Below are 23760 nucleotides of genomic sequence, written 5' to 3' on the forward strand. Positions count from 1 at the left end.
CGGACCATGCCTAGATAGGTGGCATGGATGCGACCACGCTGCTGACCACGCAATCGATGACGGTCTCGGAGTTTCGCTGCGATGCGGGACCGGACGACAAGCCGTTCGCGGAGTGCCGCACCGGGCATTCCATTGCCTATGTCCGCTCCGGCAGCTTCGGCTGCCAGTGCCGCGCCGGCTTCTTCGAGCTGGTGGCGGGCTCGATGCTGGTCGGCGCTCCACGCGAGGAATACACCTGCACGCATGAGCACGTCAGCGGCGACGTCTGCCTGGGCTTCTTCTTCAGCGAGGACCTGGTCGGTGCCCTCGGGGGACGGCGCGAGATCTGGCAGGTCGGCGCGACACCGCCGCTGCCCGAGCTGATGGTGCTGGGCGAGCTCGCCCAGACGGCGGCAGATGGCAACAGCGACCTCGGTCTCGACGAGGTCGGTCAAATTCTGGCCGGCCGCTTCATCGATGTCGTCTCGGGCAAGGCGCGCAAGCCGGCCACGCCCACCGCACGCGACCGCCGCCGCGCAGTCGAAGCCGCGCTGTGGATCGACGCCAACTCGCATGCCGAGGTCGACCTCGAACAGGCGGCGCGGCAGGCGGGCCTCAGCCCGTTCCATTTCCTGCGGCTGTTCTCGGCCGTGCTCGGCGTCACCCCGCATCAATATCTGGTGCGCTCGCGGCTACGCCATGCGGCGCGGCTGCTGACAGATGATGACATCGCGGTCACCGACATCGCCTATGACGTCGGCTTCGGCGATCTCTCCAATTTCGTCCGCACCTTCCATCGCGCCGCCGGCGTGTCGCCGACGAAGTTCCGGCAGGCGTCGAAGGGCGAGCGCAAGATTCTCCAAGAGCGCGCGACCCTCAACTGAATAGGGTCGTCTCCGGCGCGCGCCAGTTGCGGCGCGCTTTGCAATGGAGACGATCATGTACGACCACATCGGACTGCGTGTTGCCGACCTCGACGCCGCCACGCGCTTCTACACCGCGGTGCTGGCGCCGCTCGGCTACGCCCTGTGCTCGAGCGGCGACGGCTATGCGGGCTTCGGGCCGAAGGGCGAGCCGGCGCTCTGGCTGCACCTGAACAAGGGACGCAAGGCCGACGGCGCGCATATCGCGTTTCGCGCCAAGGACCATGATGCGGTCAAGGCATTCCACAGCGAAGGCTTGAAGAGCGACGGCCGTGACAATGGCGGCGCCGGCCCGCGCAAGGACTATAGCCCGACCTACTACGCGGCGTTCCTGATTGATCCCGATGGCAACAACATCGAGGCGGTTTGCGTGTGAGCCCGCCGCGCACGAGCACTCGCAGGGTGGGCAAAGCGACTTGTCCGCCGTAGCTCGAAGAGCGAAGGCGGAAGCGTGCCCACCATCGCGTGCGACTGTGCCGATGAATGGTGGGCACGACGCGCGAAGAGCGCGCCTTTGCCCACCCACGAACCTCTCAATCAAGGACACCTTCATGGCCTCCATCCACAACGACATCCCCCTCCCCGTTCCCGCCCGCGACGTCTGGGACGCCGTACGCGATTTCGGCGCGCTGCCTCAGCGGCTGGCGCCGGGCTTCGTCACCGCCTGCACGCTCGACGGTGATGCACGCATCGTCACCTTCGCCAATGGATCAGTGGCGCGCGAGGTGCTGGTCGATTGCGACGATGCGCGGCAGCGGCTGGTCTACGCCATCAACAACGAGCGGCTCAGGCATTACAGCGCCTCGGTGCAGGTGATCGCCGAGGGCGAGGCGAGCTGCCGCCTTGTCTGGATCATCGACATGCTGCCGAACGAGCTTGCGGCTTATGTCCAGGGGCAGACCAGGGACGCCGTCGCCGCAATACACCGGGCGTTCCCGGCCGTGGCTGCGTGATCTTTCGCACAGAGCCCTGCCCTCGCCGGCCCTAACCATGGCCGCGTGCGTCCGGTTGGCTCCGCTCTCCCGGCGGAGCCACGCACGCGAGGAGCAGGCCATGAGAGGTGCGGATAAGGTGATCTGCCAGGCGGCCGCCGTGCTGCTGCTGTTTTCGATCTCGAGCGCGCCGGCAAAGGCGCAGTTCCTCGGCGGCGGAGGCGCCGGCGGCGAGGACATGATGACCCAGATGGCGCCGATGCTGGAGATGATGAAGGCGAAGATGGGCAAGCGCCGCTTCGCCATGCTGATGCAGACCATGGGTCCGATGATGAGCCGCATGATGGAGAACGGCGGCGGCGGGCTCGGCGGCATGATGGGGGGCGGCGGCAGCCTGAGTGGCGGCAATTTCGGCGGTGGCTTCGGCGCGCCGAACTACGGCGGCTACACGCCGATGGGCGCAGGCGGCTACATGCCGACCGGAATGGGCGGCATGGGTGGCGGCGACATCATGGGTATGCTGGGTGGTTCCGGCGGCGGCGACATGATGGCGATGATTCCGCAGCTGATGCGGCTCGCCAATGTCGGCGGCGGTGGCGGCCATCGCCGCCACAGGCACCGCTAATCGGCAGCCGACAGAGCCGGCCTGATCGCAGGCTTGCTCTCGCGCGGCCCCCAGCGTGTCAGCACCACGCTGGAGCTCGAGAGCAGGCCGAGCACGACCATCGAGCTCGCGGCCAGCCAGAAGAAGCTCTGCGCGGTGGCGTCGTGCGTCGACAGCCACCAGCCGATCGCCGCGATGTAGATCAGGCGCGCGGTCTGCGCCAGCACCGGCCCGATCACCTTGGCCGCGCCCTGCGACGAGAAATACATTGTCGAGGCGAGCCCGATGAAGGCGTAGAACGGCGCCACCGTCGACAGATATTGATGGCTGGTCGCACGCACCGTTGCGCTGTCGGTGAAGATGTTGACCCAGAGATCCGGGAACAGCGCGACGAGGCACGCCGGCGCGCCGACGGCGACGAACGCGCTCGCACCGGCGATCCAGGCGATGCGCCGGGCGCGCGCGATGCGCACCGCGCCGATCGCCATGCCGATCATCGGCACCGAAGCGATGCCGAACGAGAACGCGATCGAGGTCAGCAAAAATTCCAGCCGCGCGCCGATGCCGTAGCCGGCGAGGATCGCAGTGCCGAACTTTGCCAGCATGTGGGTGAAGATCGAGATCGTCAGCACCGATTGCAGCGGCGAGAAGCAGGCGATGGCGCCGACCTTCAGGATATCGAAGAACATCGCCCATTGAACGCGAAGCCCGCGCAGTTTCGGCACGATTCGGGCGCGGCCGGATAACAGGTACCAGCCCATCACGCAGATATTCACGGAATAGGCGATCAGCGAGCCGGCCGCGACGCCGCGCATGCCGAACTGCGGCACGGGCCCGAGCCCGAGGCCCAGCGTGCCGCCAAGCACAACCTGCATGACCGCGGAATTCAGCATCAACAGCGAGGGCAGCTTCATGTTGCCGGTGCCGCGCAACACGCCCGCCATGGTGTTGAGCAGCCACGGCAGCACGGCCCCGCCAAAAAACACCTGTGTGTAGGCGACCGCATGCGTCAGCACATCCCCCCGTCCGCCGAGCATTTCCAGAACGCGCGGCCCGAAGATCAGCATGCCCAGCATGAAGACGAGGCCGAAGGTGATGCCGATCAGCAGCGCATGTGCGGCGAGCGTGCCGGCGCGCTCGCGGTCGCCTGCGCCGAGCGCCCGCGCGATGGCCGACGCCACGGCGCCGCCCATGGCCCCGCCGGACATGGTCATGGTCAGGATCACTGTCGGAAACACCAGCGCCATTGCCGCCAGCGCCTCGACGCCGAGCCGGCCGATATAGGAGGTCTCCGCGATCACCACACAGGTGCCGGCCGACAGCGCGACCACGTTCGGCCAGGCGAGGCCGAGCAGCGTGCGCAGAATCGGCCCGTCCATCAGCGCGCTTCGTACCGGCCGCGGAGGCGGCGGCAACGGACGCTCTTGTTCATCGACCGGGATTTCGGCGATGTCGGACATGTCCTCTCCCGGGCGCAGGCCATTCGCGGCGCGGCAATGCGTAGGTGTGCCAATAAATTTCGTCGCGCGGAAGGCGCGGCGACAGGCTTAGCACGGCAATTGCCGATTCCTCCTGCGCCGGATGCAGGCGTGCCCTGCGGCAGCGCATTTCAAGTGGTGGAATTACTCAATGGTCCACACCAGCGGCGGCCGACCGCCCGCTGTCGGGCGCAGGTGCACGCCGATGTGCCGCCCGCATCCGGCAGCGAGCCCCTCGAACAACCCTTCCAGCACCTTGGTGCAGGCGCGATGATAGTCGGCGACGTCATCCATCAGCTTCCAGCTCTGCTGACGAAATTCAAACGTGCCTTCTGACGCGGTCGTCTCGGCAGAGTCATCCTGCGCGGCAATCAGCGCATTCAGGAACGCTGCGAACTCGCTGGCGCCACCGCGGCTCATGGACAGTGCCGCCGCGACCTCGTCAAAATACTGCATCCCGATCAGCTTGCCGGTGAGGTGCAGGAGATAGCCGGCGTCTTCCGGGCCGAACAATTGCACCATCACGGGCGCGGCGGTGCGCACATATTCCATCGCGTAGTTGCGATAGGCTTTTTCCAGCCGCGGTTTTGGCCAGCTCGAAACAGGTAGCGCAGGCGCACTCTTCGCATCGAACAGCGGCGCTTCCAGATGACGCGCGAAGACCAGGCGCTGATCCAGCTCGAGCGGGTGGTCGTACTGATAATAATAGCCTTCGAGCCCATCCTGACCGTCGACGCTCTGCTTGGTGCAGACGAAGCCGAGCCTGGTATCGCCGAGCGCGACGCCATTGTTGGCGTGCCAGCCGCGCAGCATCGCGCGGCTGACCTCACCCGGCACGCCGCAGATCGCGGTGCCCTTCCAGATCCAGCGCGGCGGCGGATAGCGGATCCAGGCTTTGCGATCGCTCTCATACATGTACTCGACATGCACGCCGCCGATCCAGTTGGAGAGATAGTGATATTGCGCGGCGGCCACCGCAGGCGGCAGATGACTGAGACCGAGCTTTTCGAGCCCCGGCAGGAAGCGCTCCTGCTGCTGGCGGCGAAACACGCGGAAGACGAATTCGGCAGCATCCGCCGTGCCGCGCCGTGTGACGACGGTGAGGATGAGTCCGGTGAAATAGGCGTGATAGAGGTCGGCGACCGCACGCCAGCGCTTCCATTGCGCTTCCTCTGCTGCGTCTGTTGCGGCGGTCATGTTCGCTCCCGATCGTTGTTTTGATCGAGGGTGTCACTGCGCCCTGTACGAGGCAACCTGACGCTCAAGCAGAGCGCCCTGCACGCCAGCCCGTCAATTCCGCATCACGAATTTTGCGCAAGCCTGGCCGCGCGCTCGCGCTCGACGCGTTCGGTGACGTCGCGCGCCATCGCGACCGATCCGACCACGGCACCACCGGCATCGCGCACCAGCGCGAAGGTCATCTCGATGTAGAGCTTGCGTCCGCTCTTGTGCAACGCGCGGGTCAGCGTCGGCCTGCCCGCGAGCTTCATCGCCCCGGTGGCAAGCGCAGCTTCGAAGCCCTTCCAGTGCGCGGCACGCAGATGTTCGGGAATGATCAGATCGAGGTTCTGGCCGAGCGCCTCGTCCGCCGAGAAGCCGAACAGTGTGGTCGATGCGCGATTCCAGCGCGTGATGGTGCCGGAGCGATCCGAATAGATCAGCGCGTCCGCGACGTCGTCGACGATCCTTGCGTCGAGTTCGGATTGAACACTCATCTCGCCACCTCGCATGCAGCCGGATTTCAGCTTGCATCCCGGCAGTAGTCAATCGAGAGGCTGCGGCGTACTGGATGCCCCGGTCAAGCCGGGGCATGACAGTAGGGTGTGTAGCTACACCCGAAAATGCTTCGATAGTTTGAGCCCCTGCGCCTGGTAGTTCGAGCCGATGCGCTGGCCGTACATCGCGTCGGGGCGCGACAGCATTTTCTCGTAGACGAGACGGCCGACGATCTGGCCGTGCTCGAGGATGAACGGCACCTCGCGCGAGCGCACTTCGAGCACGGCGCGCGATCCCTGCCCGCCAGCGCCGGCATAGCCGAAGCCGGGATCGAAGAAGCCGGCATAGTGCACGCGGAACTCGCCGACCAGGGGATCGAACGGCACCATCTCCGCGGCGTAATCGGGCGGCACCTGCACGGCTTCCTTGGAGGCGAGGATGTAGAACTCGCCGGGATCGAGGATCAGGCTGCCGTCGGGACGCGCCGAGATCGGTTCCCAGAAATCCTCCACCGCATAGCCGGAGCGGCGGTCGACGTCGACGACACCGGTGTGGCGCTTGGCGCGATAGCCGACGAAGCCGTTGGCCTTCTCGCCGGAGAGATCGACGGAGACGGCGACGCCGCCGGTGAGATCGGCATCATCGAGATCGACGAGACGCTCAGTCGCATGCAGCGCCTCGAGCTCGTCGATGTTGAGGATCGCATCTCCGGTGCGGAAGCGCACCTGACTCAAGCGCGAGCCCTCACTGACCAGCACCGGAAACGTCTTCGGGCTGATCTCGGCGTAGAGCGGGCCGTGATAGCCGGCGCCGATCATGTCGAAGCGGCGGGTGCCGTCGGCGATGACGCGGGTGAAGACATCGAGCCGGCCGGTCGAGCTTTTCGGGTTGGCGGCGGCGACGATCTCCGGCGGCAGCGCCAGGCTTTCCAGGAGCGGCACGATGTAGACGCAGTTGGTCTCCAGCACCGCGCCATCGGCGAGGCTGAACTCGTGCAGCTTCAACTCGTCGATGCGCTCGGCGACGGTCGCGCCGGGACCCGGCAGGAAGCTGGCGCGAACGCGATACGCGATGTCGCCGAGGCGAAGGTCGAGGCTCGCCGGCTGGATCTGGCTTTCGACGAAGTCATAAGCGGGCAGGATGAGGCCCGCCTTCGCCATCGCCGCGATCATGCGGTCGGGCAGGATACCATTGGCGTCGGCGGCAACCGTGAAGCTCAACCGGGGGTCCTCGTCAGGGGTCAAATGCATCCGGACATGCGGGAAATAGCAGCCTTTTACGGCTATCCGATGGACGCCTTGACGGAAAGGCCATTGCGGAATATGAGCATCACTTATCCCGTGGTGATTTGAGCCGGCCGGCTTGCAGCCACGTTAAATAAGTCGCTAAACAGGCCGGGGACCTCTGTGATCCCGGCCCGTGGAAGTTATCCAGGCCGGTTTTTTTGTGACCATTTTCGATGGTCACGCAGAGGAGGTCCTATGTCGAAGTCCCCGGCGTCCACCACGCAATACCGTCCCGAAACCCGACTGGTCCATTCCGGCACCCTGCGCTCGCAATATGGCGAGACGTCGGAGGCGCTGTTCCTGACCCAGGGCTACGTCTACAACAGCGCCGAGGAGTGCGAGGCGCGGTTCAAGGGCGAGGACCCCGGCTTCATCTATTCGCGCTATTCCAACCCGACCATCTCGATGTTCGAGCGCCGCATGATCGAGCTCGAAGGCGCCGAAGCCGCCCGCTCGGCGGCGACCGGCATGGCCGCGGTGACGACCGCGATCCTGGCGCCGCTGAAGGCCGGCGATCATGTGGTGGCCTCCCGTGCCCTGTTCGGCTCGTGTCTCTACGTCATTCAGGATCTCTTGCCACGCTACGGCATCGAGACCACGCTGGTCGACGGAGCCGATCTCGACCAGTGGCAGCGCGCCTTGAGGCCGAACACCAAGACGTTTTTCCTGGAGAGCCCGACCAACCCGACGCTCGACGTGCTCGACATTCCAGGGATCGCCGAGATCGCGCACAGCGGCGGCGCGCGGCTCGTCGTCGACAACGTGTTCGCGACGCCGATCTGGCAGAGCCCGCTCGCGCTAGGGGCAGACGTCGTCGTCTATTCCGCGACCAAGCACATCGACGGCCAGGGCCGTTGTCTCGGCGGCATCATCCTGTCGTCGGAAGCGTTCATCGCCGAGCACATCCACAATTTCATGCGCCAGACCGGCCCGTCGATCTCGCCGTTCAACGCATGGGTCCTGCTCAAGGGCCTGGAAACGCTGGGCGTACGCGTGCGCGCGCAGACCGAGACGGCGGGACGCATCGCCGACGTGCTGGCGAGCCATCCGAAGATTTCGCGGCTGGTCTATCCCGGCCGCGCCGATCATCCGCAGGCAGCTCTCGTGAAGAAGCAGATGCGCGGCGGCTCGACGCTGGTCGGCTTCGAGGTCAAGGGCGGCAAGCAGGGTGCGTTCCGCGTGCTCAACGAGCTCAAGCTTGCAAAAATCTCGAACAATCTCGGCGATGCCAAGAGCCTCGTCACGCATCCGGCGACCACGACGCATCAGCGCCTCAAGCCGGAAGACCGCGCCGCGCTCGGCATCAGCGAGGGCTTCATCCGCTTCTCGGCGGGGCTCGAGCATGTGGACGATCTGATCGAGGATCTGACCGCGGCGCTGGAGAAGGCGTGAGGCGATTGGGCTCTTGTAGGGTGGGCAAAGCGACTTGTCCGCCGTAGCTCGAAGAGCGAAGGCGGAAGCGTGCCCACCATTCACGATCATATCGCCGATAGATGGTGGGCACGGCGCGCGAAGAGCGCGCCTTTGCCCACCCTACGGCACCGAGCCTACATCGGCCGATACGTTCGCACGTCCGCGGGCACGTTGACGCCGAGCTTGATCTGGCCGACGGAGCGGATGATGTCGTCGCCGAGGATCTGCGCGAAGCAGGCATAGCCCCAATCGTTCATATGCAGGCCGTCGGCGATCACGAAACTCTCGACCGGGATCGATTGATTCTCGTGCCAGTCGCGCATCACCTCGAAGCGGGGGAAGATGCCGACGTGACGGAGCTCGGCGACCTTCCCGAGCAGGTGCACCATCTTGCCGGCGCTCTCCTTGCGCTGGTTGACGGCTGGCGAATATTGCGGATCGACCAGCACGATGTCGGCGCCGCCAGCGGCCTGGATGCGGGAGATGCCGTCCTCGACCATCTTGGCGGTGTCACCGGGATCGAGATTGCGCAGCACCGCATTGGTGCCGACCTGCCAGATCACGAGATCCGGATGCACGTCGATCACCTCCTTCTGGAGGCGCTTCATCATCTCGGGCGCGTCCTCGCCGCCGACGCCGGCGTTGATCACGGTGATGTCGGCGGTCGGATATTGCCGGCGGAGCTGCGCGGCGAGACGGTTCGGATAGTTGAAATCGGGCGAGCTCGCGCCATAGCCCGCCGTCGACGACGAGCCGAACGCGACGATCACGACGGGTTTGCCGGCGACGAGCTTGCCCGCGACATGCGGCAGCGAGCCCATCGCCTTCGAGCCACCCTTCGGCGTGAGGCAGGGCACGCGGCTGAAAATGTCCCCGGCGGATTTCGCGACCTGCTTCACCTTGTCGATGGCGCGGGCGGTCACGCCGCGCTGCTCGTGGGACGTCGCGGCGACGGTGGTCTGGGAGGGCGAAGCGGAAGCCGGACTAGCGGCCTGCTGCGGCGCGGGCGTTGCCTGCGTGGCCTGCGCCTGCACTGGTGCCAGCGACATCGGCGTCAGGAGCAGCAGAGCCGCCGCGGGCGCAGCCAGCCATGCCGTCAACCAAAAAGGGCGGAGAGAACTCATTAACGCTAGACCTCAATTTTGCTGCTGGGCCGGCCCCAGATGGGCTGCGTCGATCACAAACTGTGCCAACGCCCGGCCAAGGCAGTCATGGACCTGTTTCGCCAGCTCTGGCCCACGGGACGGGCTGAACAGGTCGAACTGACCCTGATCATTCCACTGCCGCATGATCGCGAAACGGTCGAACAGCGGGATGTCATGCTCCTGCGCCACCACCCGCATATTGTCGAGATAGGGCGGCACCGAGATCATGGTTTCGGTACGCGGGCTGTACTGCAAGTTCATCAACACAACGTCAGCCCCTGCTTTTTGCAGCGCGGAAACCCCTTCGGTCACCGCCCCGCGAAAATCATCGGGATCAATCGCTCGGATAGCATCCACAGTCCCGGTCTGCCAGATGACCAAAGTAGGCCTTTTTGCTTCCATCAGCTTAACGAAGGTCGCGGCCGCCTCCTCGGCCGTCTTCTTGCTCTGTATTTCTACGGAGACGTGCACGGTCTCCGACGGCAGCAGCCTGTCCTGCAGGATGGCCTGCATGCGCGCCGGGTAGGAGCTGTCCTCCGAGGCCGGAATCGTGGTCGAACGGCTGCCAATGACCAGGATTTCGAGCGGTTTGCCGGCCTTGATGGCATCGGCGACCCTCGGAAGCTGGCTTTCAGTGGTGAGCAGATAGGATGGCAATTCGCAGGCCGGGGGCGCGGCCGGAGCAGCCGGCACGGCATCGCCCGCGCGCGCCAGGGGCGCGGCGAGGTTACCGCACAGCAGGACCAGGCTCAGGAGAACCTTCGCCTTCATCAGCCCCCTCCCGCCAGATCGGCGTTGCCGACGGCGTTTTTGGTTTTCGCACCGCTCTTGTCAGCCACGCGCTTGTACCACGAAATCACCCAGGCAACGCCCCACATGATCAGGATTCCGGAGAGACTAATCAGCGCATGCATGGCTGCGCCGCCGGAGACTTCGGCCAGGATGAAATGGCCGGCGAAGGCGAGGAAGACGCCGAGGCAGAAGATCTCCAGGGAATGCTGGCCGCAGAGGATCAGCGGCCGCAGCCAGGGCGATTTCAGGCCCGGCCATTCCCGGGGCAGGAAGCGAACGGTGAGTGCGGCGAACGCCAGGAAATGCGTGAAGCGCAGCACGTCGAGATCGGCCTTGTCGATCGGATACATCCACTGCTCGAGCCGCCTCGGCATGAAGTGGGAGAGCTGCGGCACATACCAGGTCAGCGTCACGTAGAACGCCGCGACCAGATAGGCGATCGATATCCACATCGTGACGCGGGACGCCAGGATGCGCGACATGCGTCGCGCACCTCCGAGCGCACACCATGCGCCGAATACGAAAAGCAATTGCCAGGCGAAGGGATTGAACGCCCAGAAGCCGTTCGGATAGGCCGACAGATACAGGTCGTATTCCCAGGTCACCGCGTAGAGCAGAACCGAGAGGCCGAGCGTCACGTCGGGCCGCCATTTCATCAGCCACAAGATCAAGGGCAGCGCCAGCATCAGCACGATATAGAGCGGCAGCACGTCCATGTTGACCGGACGAAAGCGCAGCAGCAGCGCCTGCACGATCGTGACGTCGGGCTGCTTGAGGAAATCCATGATGCCCATCTCTTCGGTGTAGAGCGGGTTCTCGAACCTGGTCGCAACGTAGGAGATTTCGGCGAGGAAGATCGTGAACAGAAAGACGTGGGCGACATAGATCTGCCAGACGCGCCGCAGGATGCGCGCGGTAGCGACGACGAAGCCGCTTTCGAGCATGGCACGACCGTAGACGAACGCCGCGGTGTAGCCGGAGATGAAGATGAAGATCTCGGTGGCGTCGCTGAAGCCGTAATTGCGGATCGTGAACCAGGTCAAAAGGCTCGGCGGCAGATGGTCGACGAAGATCAGCCACAGTGCGAGCCCGCGGAACAGGTCGAGCCGGAGCTCGCGCTCGCCGATGGCGGGCAGCGTGATGGCCGGCGCGGCGGAGCGCAGCTTCGCCTCCGCAGGTCTGGCCTCCGCAGGCTTGCCGGTTCCCGCGATCGTCGATCCCGTCACTTGGTCGGCAATGGTCATCGGGGGTTCGAAACCCTTCCGCAAATCGCGACGTGTCATGGAGTGTACAGGTCCGGCCGTCGTCTCGCAAAGCGGCCGGATCACATTGGGTCTACTTCCTCGGCAATTCTGGCGGCACGATGTCACCAAAACCGCCTGCGGGCGTTGGTTCCCGGCCGGGTTTTCGTTATGATGGCAGCCATGTATCGCGCCGTGACCCGCCAGATCGAAGTGACCGTCGAGCCGAACTTTGTTCCGGAGCAGTCGTCGGCTGACCGCTCCCGCTATTTCTGGTCCTACACCATCGTCATCACCAATTCCGGCGACGAAACCGTGCAGCTGAAGACGCGGCACTGGATCATCACCGACGCCACCGGCCGCCAGCAGGAGGTCAGGGGCGAGGGCGTCGTCGGCGAGCAGCCGACCCTGGCTCCCGGCGAGCGCTTCGAATACACCTCCGGCGTGCCGCTCGCGACCGCCTCGGGCTTCATGACCGGCCGCTACCAGATGGTCAGCGAAAGCGGCGAACGCTTCGAGATCGATGTGCCGACGTTCTCGCTGGACAGCCCGGACAACAAGCGGGTGTTGAACTAGGGGCAGGCGATTTCGTGCGAACACCCACAACTGTCATGCCCCGGCCTTGACCGGGGCATCCAGTACGCCGCGGCTTTTCGAATCCATCACAACAGTTTCGGAGTACTGGGCGGATTCAAACGGTCGTCGCAACACTCGGAGGTTGGAGGTTGCGATGAACGTTGTAAGGCGCCGATCGGCGCGGTCAGGACGAGCCCCATTGCCATCGCCAGGACGGCCGTCTGTTGCAGGACGCGATGAACAGAATAGATTTTGGCTGGCGATTGCCGCGGGGCTAAGCAGCGAGGATGCTGCGCTGGAAGCCGGATTGTCACAACCTGTCGGAAGCAGATTATTCCGAAAGGCGGGCGGCATGCCACCAGCGATGTTCAGATCTTCGGCAAAGGTACTCTCCGGGCGGTACCTCTCATTGGTAGAGCGCGAGGAGATCGCACTCCTCAAGGTGCAGGGCCATTCCAGGCAAGAGATTGGACGTCGCCTGGGGCGGGCTGCTTCGACAATATCCCGTGAACTGCGACGCAACGCGGCTACCCGCGGCGGCGGGTTGGAGTATCGGGCAACAACTGCCCAATGGCATGCGAATCGATCCGCCCGCCGACCCAAGCCGACCAAGCTTGCGCTCAATGCAACCTTGCGCACTTATGTGGAGGAGAGACTTGCTGGCGGCGTCGTAGCCCCGAGCGGCGCGCTCGTTCCTGGTCCCGCCGTTCTGTGGAAGGGCCGCCGGCATGGCCCACGCAAGGATCGGCGATGGGCCAAAGCCTGGAGTCCCGAGCAGATTGCCCGACGCTTGCCGATCGACTTCCCGGACGACAAGACGATGCGCATCAGCCATGAAGCTATCTATCAAGCTCTCTTCGTTCAGGGCCGTGGGGCGCTGCGCCGCGAGCTGACGGCCTGCTTGCGAACCGGGCGTGTATTACGGATGCCCAGGGCGCGCGTACGCAGGCGAGGCAAGGGGTTTGTCTCGCCGGAGATCATGATCAGTGAGCGCCCTGCTGAAGCTGCCGATCGAGCAGTGCCGGGACATTGGGAGGGAGACCTCATCCTCGGTCTTGGCAGCTCGGCAATCGGCACGCTGGTCGAGCGCACGACGCGCTTCACGATGCTATTGCACCTTCCCCGGTTGGCGGGGCACGGCGAAGCTCCGCGCGCGAAGAACGGACCTGCGCTCGCGGGACACGGGGCCGAGGCCGTGCGCGACGCGATCACGCGCACCGTCATCACCTTGCCCGAAGAACTGCGTCGCTCGCTGACCTGGGATCAGGGAGCCGAAATGGCTCAGCACGATCGTCTCAAGATCGATGCGGGTATCCAGGTCTACTTCTGCGACCCGCAAAGCCCTTGGCAGCGCGGTACTAACGAGAACACCAACGGGTTGCTGCGACAGTACTTCCCGAAAGGCACAGACCTCAGCATCCATAGCGCCGACGAGATATCCGCTGTGGCAGCGGCCCTCAATGCCCGTCCGAGAAAGACACTAGGCTGGAAAACGCCGGCGGAGGCGCTTGACGAATTGCTGTTATGAGTGAAAACAACTGGTGTTGCGACGACCGTTTGAATCCGCCCTGGATCGCCCGATCAAGTCGGGCGATGACACCGAGTGTGTGGCTTGCAACGACGGAGGATGCGACGCCTACGCGTCTTCCACGCCCGCCTCGTGCGGCGTGAACTGGTACACCGACGAGCAGAATTCGCAGGTCACGACGACCTTGTCGTCCTTGACCATCGCGGCGCGGTCGTCGGGCGAGAAGCTCTTCAGCATCGCACCAACCGCGTCGCGCGAGCAGGAGCATTGCGCCTTCAGAACCAGCGGATTGAACACGCGCACGCCGCGCTCGTGGAACAGGCGGAACAGCAGCCGCTCGCCGGAGAGTTCGGGGTCGATCAGCTCGACGTCCTCGACGGTCTCGACCAGCGAACGCGCCTCGACCCAGGCGTCGTCTTCGGCGACAGCATGCACCTCCGCGCCTTCGGGCGCATCGCCGGGATGCAAATCGGCCTGACGCGCGCGCTCGGGCGCCTTCGGCAGGAACTGCATCAGCATGCCGCCGGCGCGCCAGCGATGCTTGCCGCCGTCGTTCGAGCGCCACTCCTCGCCGACGGCTAGACGCACGCGCGTCGGGATCTGCTCGGAGCGCAGGAAGTATTCGTGGGCGGCATCTTCCAGGCTGCCACCGTCGAGCGCGACCAGACCCTGGTAGCGGCTCATGTCGGGACCCTGGTCGATGGTCATGGCGAGATGACCGTTACCGAGGAGCGTGCCGGAATCTTTTGTCTCGCCGAGGCGCTCGGCATCGTAGCGCGCATAGGCGCGCAGGCGATCCGGCGCCATGTAGTCGACGACCAGGAACGACACCGGACCGTCGGTCTGGGCCTGGAGGATGAAGCGGCCCTCGAACTTCAGCGCCGAGCCGAGCAGCGTCGTCAGCACGATGGCCTCGCCGAGCAGCTTGCCCACGGCAGCGGGATAATCGTGCTTGGTCAGGATCTCGTCGAGCGCGGGACCAAGCCGCACCAGGCGACCGCGCACGTCGAGTGCGTCGACCTCGTAAGGCAGCACGGCGTCATCGATGGGAACCGCTGATGGCGCGCGAACCGGGCCTTCAGGCCCGGTTTTCATGTCAGGGGATTGGGAAACCATGGCGCTTTATCTGGGGTCGATGGAGGAAAATGGAAGAGGGCGCGGAACGCTCCCCGGCATGCAGAAAAGATCGCACGAAAGCACGACAAACTCAGGGTCGTCCCGGGGGTGCGCAAAGCGCGAGCCCGGGACCCATAACCACAGGATTGCAATGTAACCGGCGACGACCACTCCGCGTCCTCGCCAAACAACTTCCTGTGGTTAAGGGTCCCGGATCGGCGCGCCGCTGTGCGGCGCTGGTCCGGGACGACAGCGGTGGATGCGGCCGCCAGCGCGGCCACCCGCTCCACCGTCGCGTTACTTCACCGCGTCAAAGCACCAGGCCAGAATGCCCTTCTGCGCATGCAGGCGGTTTTCGGCCTCGTCGAACACGACCGATTGCGGGCCGTCGATCACTTCGTCCGTGACTTCCTCGCCGCGATGGGCGGGCAGGCAATGCATGAACAGCGCATCGGGCTTGGCCAGCGACATCAGCTTCGAATTGACCTGATAGGGCTTGAGCACGTTGTGACGGTGCTCGCCTTCCTTGTCGCCCATCGACACCCAAGTGTCGGTGACGACGCAGTCGGCCCCCTTCACGGCAGCCTCGGGATCGGTGCCGAGCACGATCGGCGCGCCGGTGGCCTTGATGAAGTCCCGCATCACCTTTTTCGGCGCAAGCTCCGGCGGCGTCGCGACATTGAGCTTGAACTTGAAACGCTCGGCGGCATGCGCCCAGGACGCCAGCACGTTGTTGTCGTCGCCGGTCCAGGCCACCGTCCTGCCCTCGATCGGGCCGCGATGCTCTTCGTAGGTCATGAGGTCGGCCATCACCTGGCAAGGGTGCGAGCGCCGTGTCAGGCCGTTGATGACGGGCACCGTCGCATATTCCGCCAGCTCCAGCAGGGCCTCGTGATTGAGGATGCGGATCATGATGGCGTCGACATAGCGCGACAGCACGCGCGCCGTGTCGGCGATGGTCTCGCCGCGGCCGAGCTGCATCTCGGCGCCGGTCAGCATGATCGGCTCGCCACCGAGCTGGCGCATGGCGACGTCGAACGAGACGCGGGTGCGGGTGGACGGACGCTCGAAGATCATCGCCAGCGTCTTGCCTTCCAGCGGCTTCACCGGCTGGTGCGCTTTCTGCTTCGCCTTCATGGCGGAGGAGGCCGCGAGCATGCTCTTGAGCTCCGACAACGGGAGCTCGTTGATATCCAGAAAGTGCTTCGGGGACTTGCTCATCAGCTCGCCGCCCGCTTGGTCTGACTGGACGAGATCGCGGCGCAGGCGCGCTCGAGCCGCCCGACGCTGTCCTCGATTTCGGCTTCGGTGACGATCAAGGGCGGCAGGAAGCGCACGACATTGTCGCCGGCGCCGACCGTGAGCAATTTTTCGTTGCGCAACGCCGCGCCAAGATCGCCGGATGGCACCACGGCCTTGATGCCGATCAGAAGGCCTTCGCCGCGCACTTCGCTGACGATGTCGGGATAACGATCGATCACGGAGGCGAGCTTCTGCTTGAGCAGCAGCGACATCTTCTGCACGTGGTCGAAGAAGCCGGGCTTGAGCATGACGTCGAGCACGGCATTGGCAGCCGAGATCGCGAGGGGATTGCCGCCGAAGGTCGAGCCGTGCGAGCCGGGCCCCATGCCGGCAGCCGCGTCCGCGGTCGCCAGCACCGCGCCGATCGGGAAGCCACCACCGAGCGCCTTGGCCAGCGACATCACGTCAGGCGTGACGCCGGTGCGGCGATGCGCGAACAGATCGCCGGTGCGGCCCATGCCAGTCTGCACCTCGTCGAACGCGAGCAGCAGGCCCTTCTCATCGCAGAGCTGGCGCAACGCCTTCAGGAAGGCGGGCGTTGCCGAACGCACGCCGCCCTCGCCCTGGATCGGCTCGATCAGGATGCCGGCGGTCTGCGGACCGATCGCCTTCTTGACGGCTTCGATATCGCCATGCGGGACCTGGTCGAAGCCGTCCATCGGCGGGCCAAACCCTTCGAGATATTTTGCCGAACCGGTCGCGGCGAGCGTTGCCAGCGTGCGGCCGTGGAAGGCGCCTTCGAAGGTGATGATGCGGTAACGTTCCGGATGACCCTTGGAGAAGTGATGATGGCGGACCAGCTTGATCACACCTTCCAGCGCTTCGGCGCCGGAATTGCAGAAGAACACGAAGTCCGCGAAGCTTTCGTTGCACAGACGCGCGGCGAGCTTCTCGCCGTCCGGGCTCTGGAACAGGTTCGACATGTGCCAGAGTTTGGTGGCCTGCTCTTGCAACGCCTTGACCAACGCAGGATGAGCATGGCCGAGCGCATTCACCGCCACACCCGAGGTGAAATCGAGATAGCGATCGCCATTGGTCGCAATCAGCCAGCAGCCTTCACCGCGCTCGAAACCGAGGTCGGACCTGGCGAAAACGGGGAGCAAATGCGGCGCTGCGCTGTTAGTCATGACGATCACTTGAATGTTGCGGACGGTGTGAGCGTGCATTGCGCAACGCACCATTGACCGGCCCGGAAAACGAAACGTGCCGCCTTTTAAGGGCGGCACGCCTGACTATCTTATGCCTGGTGAAACCGGTGTCAATGCCGCCCGGAAAGCCTCGCGAAACGCAGAATCCGTAGTCTTGCGGTGGCGATTTTGCGTATTTCCGCCACGGAACATGTGGAAGCGAGTCGGCGGACTCTTGCGCGTGAGTCACGCCATATTGTAGCGTTTGGCTTGTCAGATACGACATCTCGTGCAGCAGTTCTGATCCTCTAAGTCCTCATGTACCGGCGTAAGCGTTCGGGCGCATCTGGTGCGCCCGGCGAGCCTTAAGGGATTCTGGCGGCACGGGTTTTTCGAAGCTTAGGCATTCGCCGTGCGGCCGCCAGGATGGCAGGCGCCGGCGAAGGAAAGGGTGCAATGACCGTTTTGACCTGGTCGGATGATCGCGTCGAGCAGCTGAAAAAGCTCTGGGAGGCCGGACTTTCGGCCAGCCAGATCGCCGCTGAACTCGGCAATGTGACCCGCAATGCCGTAATCGGCAAAGTGCACCGGCTCGGCCTGTCGGGCCGCGCCAAGAGCCCTTCATCGGCAGCGCCGCGGCCGCGCAAGGCGCGCCCCGCCCAGCACATGATGCGGGTGACACGCCCGATCGCGCGCGGCAACACCGCGCTGGCGCAGGCCTTCGAAGTCGAGGTCGAGGCCGAACCGGTCACCTACGACAACGTCGTGCCGATGAGCCAGCGGCTGTCGCTGCTGGAGCTGAACGAGGCCACCTGCCACTGGCCGGTCGGCGATCCCTCGAGCCCGGATTTCTTCTTCTGCGGCGGCAAGGCGCTCTCCGGCCTGCCCTACTGCGCCCAGCACTCGCGCGTGGCGTATCAGCCCGCGGCCGATCGCCGGCGCGCGCCGGCGAAGCCGGGTCCGCGCTGAAGTCGTTCTGAGCTCAGAAAGGAGCCGTCACACGATGGCGGCTCAACAAATCCGATGTCGTCCCGGACAAGCGCGCCTCGAGCGCGCGCAGATCCGGGACCCTTAACCACCGCAAGATGTGGCTACGGGGACTCGGAGTTACCTTTTCACAAAATAACCGCTCGCTGTGGGTGTCCCGGACCCGCGCTTGCGCTTGTCCGGGACGACACCGAGAGTGTGGCCGCAGCTCACCGAGCTACGCCTGCTCCGCCTTCGCAAAGCGATCGTCCAGTGCGTAGCCCGCGCCGCGGACGGTGCGGATCGGGTCCTGCTCGCGGCCGAGATTGAGCAGCTTGCGCAGGCGGCCGATATGGACGTCGACGGTGCGCTCGTCGATGTAGATGTCACGGCCCCAGACGCTGTCGAGCAGCTGCTCGCGCGAGAACACGCGGCCGGGATGCTCCAGGAAGAACTCCAGCAGGCGATATTCGGTCGGACCGAGATCGATCGGCCGGCCCGAGCGCGCCACGCGGCGCTTGTCGCGGTCGAGCTCGATGTCGCCATAGGCGAGCACGGTGGCGAGCCGCTCGGGGCTGGCGCGCCTGAGCAGGCCCTTCACGCGTGCCAGCAGCTCCGGCACCGAGAACGGCTTGACGATGTAGTCGTCGGCGCCGGTCGCAAGGCCCCGCACCCGCTCGCTCTCCTCGCCGCGCGCGGTGAGCATGATGATCGGGAGCTGCTTGGTCTCGGGCCGGGTGCGCAGCCGCCGGCACAGCTCGATGCCGGAGAGGCCCGGCAGCATCCAGTCGAGCACGATCAAATCGGGGATGTGCTCCTTGAGGCGGGTGTCGGCGTCGTCGCCGCGCATCACCGTCTCGACGTCATAGCCGTCGCCTTCGAGGTTGTAGCGGAGAAGCTCGGTGAGAGCTTCCTCGTCCTCAACCACCATAATGCGTGCGCCCATGGTGTTCGTCGCTCCTTAAGTGTTCGGGACCGTCGTGGCGAAGGTCGTCATGTCGCCCTTCGGCCGCTTGTCGGTGATCGCCTGGCCCTCGATCATGTAGAACACGGTCTCGGCGATGTTGGTGGCGTGGTCACCGATGCGCTCGATGTTCTTGGCGCAGAACATCAGATGGATGCAGAACGAGATGTTGCGCGGATCCTCCATCATGTAGGTGAGGAGCTCGCGGAACAGCGAGGTGCAGATGGCGTCGACTTCCTCGTCGCCCTTCCACACCGCCATCGCCGCCGGCAGATCGTGCGCGGCATAGGCATCCAGCACCGACTTGACTTGTTGCTGCACGAGGTCGGTCATGTGCTCCAGACCGCGGAACAGCTTGAGCGGATGGAAATCCGTCTCCAGCGCCGCGACGCGCTTGCCCATGTTCTTGGCGAGGTCGCCGATCCGCTCGAGATCGGTCGCGACGCGCATGGCGCCGACGATCTCGCGCAGATCCACCGCCATCGGCTGGCGGCGCGCGATGGTGAGAACGGCGCGCTCCTCGATCTTCTTCTGGAGCGCGTCGAGCTCGGCGTCGATGGTCACGACGCGCTGGCCGAGCGCGACGTCGCGGCGGATAAGCGCGTCGACGGAATCGACGATCATGCGCTCGGCGATGCCGCCCATCTCGGCGACCAGGCGCGTGAGCTCCTGGAGGTCGGTGTCGAAGGCCTTTGCGGTATGTTCAGAACCCATGTTCCGTCTCCTCAGCCGAACCGGCCGGTGATGTAATCCTGCGTGCGCCGGTCGGTCGGCGACGTGAAGATCTTGCTGGTGTCGTCGAACTCGATCAGCTCGCCGAGATACATGAAGGCGGTCTTGTCGGAGACGCGCGCCGCCTGCTGCATGTTGTGGGTGACGATCGCGATCGTGTAGTTCTCGGACAGCTCCTGGATCAGCTCCTCGACCTTGGCGGTCGAGATCGGGTCGAGCGCCGAGCAGGGCTCGTCGAACAAGATCACCTCGGGCCGCACCGCGACCGTGCGGGCGATGCAGAGGCGCTGCTGCTGGCCGCCGGAGAGCGACAGGCCGGAGGCGTTGAGCTTGTCCTTGACCTCGTTCCACAGCGCGCCACCGCGCAGCGCCTTCTCGACGCGGTCGTCCATCTCGGACTTCGAGATCTTCTCGTAAAGGCGGATGCCGAAGGCGATGTTCTCGTAGATCGTCATCGGGAACGGCGTCGGCTTCTGGAACACCATGCCGACGCGGGCGCGCAGCAAATTGAGGTCCAGCTTGGGGTCGAGGACGTTGGTCTGGTCGAGCATGAGCTGACCGGTGACGCGCTGGCCCGGATAGAGGTCGTACATCCGATTGAAGATGCGCAGCAGGGTCGACTTGCCGCAGCCCGACGGGCCGATGAACGCCGTGACGCGGTTGGTGCCGAGCGCCAGATTGATGTTCTTCAGCGCGTGGTGCTCGCCGTAATAGAAATTGAGGTTGCGCACCGTCACCTTGGCCGGAGCTTCGGGCAGCACCGGCGCCTGGGGCAAACCACCGGCCGCGCTCATCGATACGGAAAGATCACTCATTTTGCGGTCCTCTCGGCGCTCAGAATGCGCGCGCCAATATTCAGGGCAAGAACGGTCAGGGTGATGAGCAGCGCGCCGCTCCAGGCGAGCTGCTTCCAGTAGGCGTAGGGGCTCTGCACGAAATTATTGATGGTGACCGGCAGGTTCGCCATCGTCTTGTTCAGACCCAGGCTGAAGAACTGGTTCGACAGCGCGGTGAAGAGCAGCGGCGCGGTCTCGCCGGCGACGCGGGCGGTGGCCAGCATCACGCCGGTGATGAGGCCCGAGCGCGCCGCGCGATAGGCGATGCGCTTGATCACCAGCGAGCGCGGCAGGCCGAGCGCCGAGGCCGCCTCACGCAGTGCGTTCGGCACCAGCAGCAGCATGTCCTCGGTCGTGCGCAGCACCACCGGGATGACGATCACCGCAAGCGCGAGGCAGCCGGCAATCGCCGAGAAGCCGCGCATCGGCACCACCACCGCACCATAGATGAACAGGCCGATGATGATCGAGGGCGCCGAGAGCAGGATGTCGTTGATGAAGCGGATCACCGAGGTCAGGCGGTCGTTGCGGCCGTACTCGGCGAGATAGGTGCCGGCGAACAGACCGAGCGGCGCGCCGATGCCGACGCCGAGCACGGTCATGATGATCGAACCCACGATGGCGTTGCGCAGGCCGCCCTCGGTCGAGCCCGGAGGCGGCGTGTCCGCAACGAAGAGCTCCAGGTTCAGGCCGGCAATGCCGTTGTAGAGCAGCGTCATCAGGATCAGCGCGAGCCATGTGACGCCGAAGGCAGCGGCAGCCAGGCAGAGCACACGGATGACGATGTCCATGCGGCGGCGGCGTGCGTAGATCGGGTTCATGTTACTTCCCCGCCTTCTTTTCAAGACGCATCAGCATCAACCGTGCAGCCGCGAGCACGAAGAATGTCAGCACGAACAGCAGCAGGCCGAGCAGGATCAGGCCGGACTGGTGCAGGCCGTCGCTCTCGGCGAACTCCGATGCGATCGCCGCCGAGATCGTGGTGCCCGGGGCAAAGATCGACGACGAGATGCGGAACGAGTTGCCGATGATGAAGGTCACCGCCATGGTCTCGCCGAGCGCGCGGCCGAGCGCCAGCATGACACCGCCGATGACGCCGACGCGGGTGTAGGGGATCACCACGCTGCGCACGACTTCCCAGGTGGTGCAGCCGACGCCGTAGGCGGCTTCCTTGAGCACCGGCGGGACCGTCTTGAACACGTCGACCGAGATCGAGGTGATGAAGGGCAGCACCATGATGGCGAGGATCAGCGCCGCGTTGAACAGGCTGAGATAGGACGGCGGGCCTGCGAAGATCGCGCCCAGCACGGGGACGCCGTCGAAGATCTTGATCATGAAGGGCTGGAACGTGTTGGCCAGGAACGGGCCGAGCACGAAGAAGCCCCACATGCCGTAGATGATCGAGGGAATGCCGGCGAGCAGCTCGATCGCCATGCCGATCGGGCGGCGCGCCCATTGCGGGCAGAGCTCGGTCAGAAAGATCGCAATGCCGAGACCGACCGGAATGGCGATCGCCATCGCGATGAAGGAGGTGATGAGCGTGCCGTAGATCGGGCCGAGCGCGCCGAGCACGGGCGGATCTGCCGACGGCGCCCAGCGCTGCGTCCACAGGAAGGCGAAGCCGTATTCCTTCATCGCCGGGAACGCGCCGACGATCAGCGAGATGATGATGCCACCGAGGATGAGGAGCACCGAGATCGCGGACAGCCGCGTGATCCAGTAGAAGGTGAGGTCGCCGAGCTTGAAGGCGCCCAAGGCCTTGGCGCGGTCATACGGTCCGGCGTCGTCGATTACATCGCTCTGAACGGCCATCTCTGCCACGCCGATCCCCTGTGCCCGTTTGATATACGCTTGTTGTCGGTCTTGTTGTTGGTCTTGCGCTCCGGATGCGGCGCGAGGCCGATCCGGAGCGGAGGTCTTGTGAGATCCCGGCGCCCAGTCCGGGACAAGAGCGCTTAGCTCTTGATCTCGGCAGCCCAGGTCTTCTCGATCAGCTGGACGACCGGGTCCGGCATCGGGATGTAGTCGAGTTCTTCAGCCGCCTTGCCGCCGCTCTTGAAGGCCCAGCGGAAGAACTTGATGGCTTCCTGCGAGGCTGCCTTGTCGGTGGCATCCTTGTGCATGAGGATGAAGGTCGCCGCCGTGATCGGCCAGGACTTGTCGCCGGGCTGGTCGGTCAGGATGACGTAGTAGCCGGGCGCCTTGGCCCAGTCGGCATTGGAAGCCGCGGCCTGGAAGGCCTCGACGGTCGGCTGCACCGGCTTGCCGGCCTTGTTGACGAGACCGGTGTAGGTCAGCTTGTTCTGCTTGGCATAGGCGTACTCGACGTAGCCGATCGAGTTCTTGGTCTGGCTGATGTTGCCCGACACGCCTTCGTTGCCCTTGGCGCCGACGCCGACCGGCCACTCGACCGCCGTGCCCTCACCGACCTTGCTCTTCCAGTCCGCGCTGGCCTTGGCGAGGTAGTTGGTGAAGTTGAAGGTGGTGCCCGAACCATCCGAGCGGCGGACCACGGTGATCGCGTCCGACGGCAGCTTCACGTTCGGATTGAGCTTCTTGATCGCGGCGTCGTCCCACTTGGTGATCTTGCCGAGATAGATGCTGGCCAGGGTCTCGCCGTCGAACACCAGCTCGCCGGGCTTCACGCCCTCGATGTTGACGACCGGAACGATGGCGCCCATCACCATCGGCCACTGGACGAGGCCGTCCTTCTCGAGCTGCTCGGCCTTGAGCGGCGCGTCGCTGGCGCCGAAGGTCACGGTCTTGGCCTGGATCTGCTTGATGCCGCCGCCCGAGCCGATCGACTGGTAGTTCAGACCGTTGCCGGTCTCCTTCTTGTAGGCGTCAGCCCACTTGGAATAGATCGGGAACGGGAACGTCGCACCGGCACCCGTGATGTCGGCAGCAAACGCCGCCGTCGCCGATGCGGCGACCAAGCCGGCAGCGACGATAGTTTTGATGAAATTCATGGTGGTCTCCATACAGGGGAGCGAAGCGCCATCCGCGCCCGATCGCGCTCCCCGTGCCGCCCCTTTAGGAGCGGTCGGCTGTGCTTTTACGAAGGTTTCGTGACAGCTGGATGACACGGCCAAGCGATTGAAATC

At 64.9% G+C, this 23760-nt stretch carries 24 protein-coding genes and 1 riboswitch; of the genes, 8 read left to right on the forward strand and 16 right to left on the reverse strand.

The annotated features are described in order from the left end of the window. Positions 1 to 23 precede the first annotated feature (23 nt). From AB7Z56_RS41075 to AB7Z56_RS41090, 4 genes are all read left to right on the forward strand, one after another. Complete coding sequence (locus AB7Z56_RS41075) at positions 24 to 863, forward strand: helix-turn-helix transcriptional regulator (protein WP_441256814.1); 840 nt, start codon at positions 24 to 26, stop codon at positions 861 to 863. A 55-nt stretch (positions 864 to 918) separates the two neighbouring features. After that, entirely contained in the window at positions 919 to 1278 is a 360-nt protein-coding gene (locus AB7Z56_RS41080) for a VOC family protein (RefSeq protein ID WP_063985927.1), read from the forward strand. 175 nt (positions 1279 to 1453) lie between these two features. Then, positions 1454 to 1855, forward strand: coding sequence for an SRPBCC family protein (locus AB7Z56_RS41085; protein WP_028148013.1), 402 nt, complete (start codon positions 1454 to 1456; stop codon positions 1853 to 1855). A 100-nt stretch (positions 1856 to 1955) separates the two neighbouring features. Further along, positions 1956 to 2459, forward strand: a complete 504-nt coding sequence (locus tag AB7Z56_RS41090; protein ID WP_063979869.1) for a hypothetical protein — start codon at positions 1956 to 1958, stop codon at positions 2457 to 2459. Here AB7Z56_RS41090 and AB7Z56_RS41095 read toward each other — a convergent pair. From AB7Z56_RS41095 to AB7Z56_RS41110, 4 genes are all read right to left on the reverse strand, one after another. Then, a complete protein-coding gene (locus tag AB7Z56_RS41095) occupies positions 2456 to 3898 on the reverse strand; it encodes an MATE family efflux transporter (RefSeq protein WP_231143699.1) in 1443 nt (480 codons plus the stop codon). The two genes, AB7Z56_RS41090 and AB7Z56_RS41095, sit on opposite strands and share 4 nt — an antisense overlap. A 162-nt stretch (positions 3899 to 4060) precedes the next feature. Next, positions 4061 to 5113, reverse strand: a complete 1053-nt coding sequence (locus AB7Z56_RS41100) for a hypothetical protein (RefSeq protein ID WP_063979871.1) — start codon at positions 5111 to 5113, stop codon at positions 4061 to 4063. 104 nt (positions 5114 to 5217) lie between these two features. After that, entirely contained in the window at positions 5218 to 5631 is a 414-nt protein-coding gene (locus AB7Z56_RS41105) for a PAS domain-containing protein (RefSeq protein WP_063985928.1), read from the reverse strand. 114 nt (positions 5632 to 5745) lie between these two features. Further along, on the reverse strand, positions 5746 to 6882 hold the full coding sequence (locus AB7Z56_RS41110) for a 2'-deoxycytidine 5'-triphosphate deaminase (protein WP_371496797.1): 1137 nt from the start codon (positions 6880 to 6882) through the stop codon (positions 5746 to 5748). Positions 6883 to 6962: 80 nt separating this feature from the next. Continuing rightward, positions 6963 to 7042: riboswitch (SAM riboswitch) on the forward strand. 71 nt (positions 7043 to 7113) lie between these two features. Between AB7Z56_RS41110 and AB7Z56_RS41115 the strand changes: the two genes are divergently transcribed. Then, entirely contained in the window at positions 7114 to 8310 is a 1197-nt protein-coding gene (locus AB7Z56_RS41115; RefSeq protein WP_063979873.1) for an O-succinylhomoserine sulfhydrylase, read from the forward strand. Positions 8311 to 8465: 155 nt separating this feature from the next. Here the strand turns inward: AB7Z56_RS41115 and AB7Z56_RS41120 are convergent, their stop codons facing one another. The 3 genes from AB7Z56_RS41120 to AB7Z56_RS41130 are packed head-to-tail and all read right to left on the reverse strand — an operon-like array spanning position 8466 to position 11512. Then, complete coding sequence (locus AB7Z56_RS41120) at positions 8466 to 9455, reverse strand: SGNH/GDSL hydrolase family protein (protein ID WP_063979874.1); 990 nt, start codon at positions 9453 to 9455, stop codon at positions 8466 to 8468. A 12-nt stretch (positions 9456 to 9467) separates the two neighbouring features. Further along, positions 9468 to 10247, reverse strand: a complete 780-nt coding sequence (locus tag AB7Z56_RS41125) for an SGNH/GDSL hydrolase family protein (protein ID WP_063979875.1) — start codon at positions 10245 to 10247, stop codon at positions 9468 to 9470. Further along, positions 10247 to 11512, reverse strand: a complete 1266-nt coding sequence (locus AB7Z56_RS41130; RefSeq protein WP_063979876.1) for an OpgC domain-containing protein — start codon at positions 11510 to 11512, stop codon at positions 10247 to 10249. Before AB7Z56_RS41130 ends, AB7Z56_RS41125 begins: the two co-directional genes overlap by 1 nt. Before the next feature lie 180 nt (positions 11513 to 11692). On the opposite strand from AB7Z56_RS41130, the gene apaG reads away from it, so the two are divergent. Continuing rightward, positions 11693 to 12085 carry a Co2+/Mg2+ efflux protein ApaG gene (gene apaG / locus AB7Z56_RS41135; protein WP_014491305.1) on the forward strand — a complete coding sequence of 131 codons (393 nt, stop codon included), beginning with the start codon at positions 11693 to 11695 and terminating at the stop codon, positions 12083 to 12085. A 154-nt stretch (positions 12086 to 12239) separates the two neighbouring features. Next, positions 12240 to 13613 carry an IS30 family transposase gene (locus AB7Z56_RS41140; protein WP_210168703.1) on the forward strand — a complete coding sequence of 458 codons (1374 nt, stop codon included), beginning with the start codon at positions 12240 to 12242 and terminating at the stop codon, positions 13611 to 13613. A 108-nt stretch (positions 13614 to 13721) separates the two neighbouring features. Here the strand turns inward: AB7Z56_RS41140 and AB7Z56_RS41145 are convergent, their stop codons facing one another. The 3 genes from AB7Z56_RS41145 to AB7Z56_RS41155 form a co-directional block, all read right to left on the reverse strand. After that, positions 13722 to 14729: an Hsp33 family molecular chaperone gene (locus AB7Z56_RS41145; protein WP_063979877.1), complete on the reverse strand. Its 1008-nt coding sequence runs from the start codon at positions 14727 to 14729 to the stop codon at positions 13722 to 13724. Between the two features lie 297 nt (positions 14730 to 15026). Further along, positions 15027 to 15950 carry an ornithine carbamoyltransferase gene (argF, locus tag AB7Z56_RS41150; protein ID WP_014491303.1) on the reverse strand — a complete coding sequence of 308 codons (924 nt, stop codon included), beginning with the start codon at positions 15948 to 15950 and terminating at the stop codon, positions 15027 to 15029. Beyond that, complete coding sequence (locus tag AB7Z56_RS41155) at positions 15950 to 17158, reverse strand: aspartate aminotransferase family protein (RefSeq protein WP_063985929.1); 1209 nt, start codon at positions 17156 to 17158, stop codon at positions 15950 to 15952. Before AB7Z56_RS41155 ends, argF begins: the two co-directional genes overlap by 1 nt. Before the next feature lie 456 nt (positions 17159 to 17614). Here AB7Z56_RS41155 and AB7Z56_RS41160 point away from each other — a divergent pair, with 456 nt between their 5' ends. Next, positions 17615 to 18127 carry a GcrA family cell cycle regulator gene (locus tag AB7Z56_RS41160; RefSeq protein WP_014491301.1) on the forward strand — a complete coding sequence of 171 codons (513 nt, stop codon included), beginning with the start codon at positions 17615 to 17617 and terminating at the stop codon, positions 18125 to 18127. A 235-nt stretch (positions 18128 to 18362) separates the two neighbouring features. Here AB7Z56_RS41160 and phoB read toward each other — a convergent pair whose 3' ends face one another. The 6 genes from phoB to pstS form a co-directional block, all read right to left on the reverse strand. Further along, complete coding sequence (gene phoB, locus AB7Z56_RS41165) at positions 18363 to 19070, reverse strand: phosphate regulon transcriptional regulator PhoB (RefSeq protein ID WP_014491300.1); 708 nt, start codon at positions 19068 to 19070, stop codon at positions 18363 to 18365. A 15-nt stretch (positions 19071 to 19085) separates the two neighbouring features. After that, complete coding sequence (gene phoU / locus AB7Z56_RS41170; protein WP_028155152.1) at positions 19086 to 19802, reverse strand: phosphate signaling complex protein PhoU; 717 nt, start codon at positions 19800 to 19802, stop codon at positions 19086 to 19088. Positions 19803 to 19813: 11 nt separating this feature from the next. After that, positions 19814 to 20635, reverse strand: a complete 822-nt coding sequence (pstB, locus tag AB7Z56_RS41175; RefSeq protein WP_063979878.1) for a phosphate ABC transporter ATP-binding protein PstB — start codon at positions 20633 to 20635, stop codon at positions 19814 to 19816. Further along, a complete protein-coding gene (gene pstA, locus AB7Z56_RS41180) occupies positions 20632 to 21477 on the reverse strand; it encodes a phosphate ABC transporter permease PstA (RefSeq protein ID WP_063979879.1) in 846 nt (281 codons plus the stop codon). Before pstA ends, pstB begins: the two co-directional genes overlap by 4 nt. A 1-nt stretch (position 21478) precedes the next feature. Further along, entirely contained in the window at positions 21479 to 22468 is a 990-nt protein-coding gene (pstC, locus tag AB7Z56_RS41185; RefSeq protein WP_063979880.1) for a phosphate ABC transporter permease subunit PstC, read from the reverse strand. Between the two features lie 143 nt (positions 22469 to 22611). After that, entirely contained in the window at positions 22612 to 23625 is a 1014-nt protein-coding gene (gene pstS / locus AB7Z56_RS41190; protein WP_063985930.1) for a phosphate ABC transporter substrate-binding protein PstS, read from the reverse strand. Positions 23626 to 23760: the final 135 nt, after the last annotated feature.

The sequence above is a fragment of the Bradyrhizobium sp. 482_C4_N1_8 genome (genome assembly GCF_052075965.1).
GTDB classification, from domain to species: Bacteria; Pseudomonadota; Alphaproteobacteria; order Rhizobiales; family Xanthobacteraceae; genus Bradyrhizobium; species Bradyrhizobium barranii.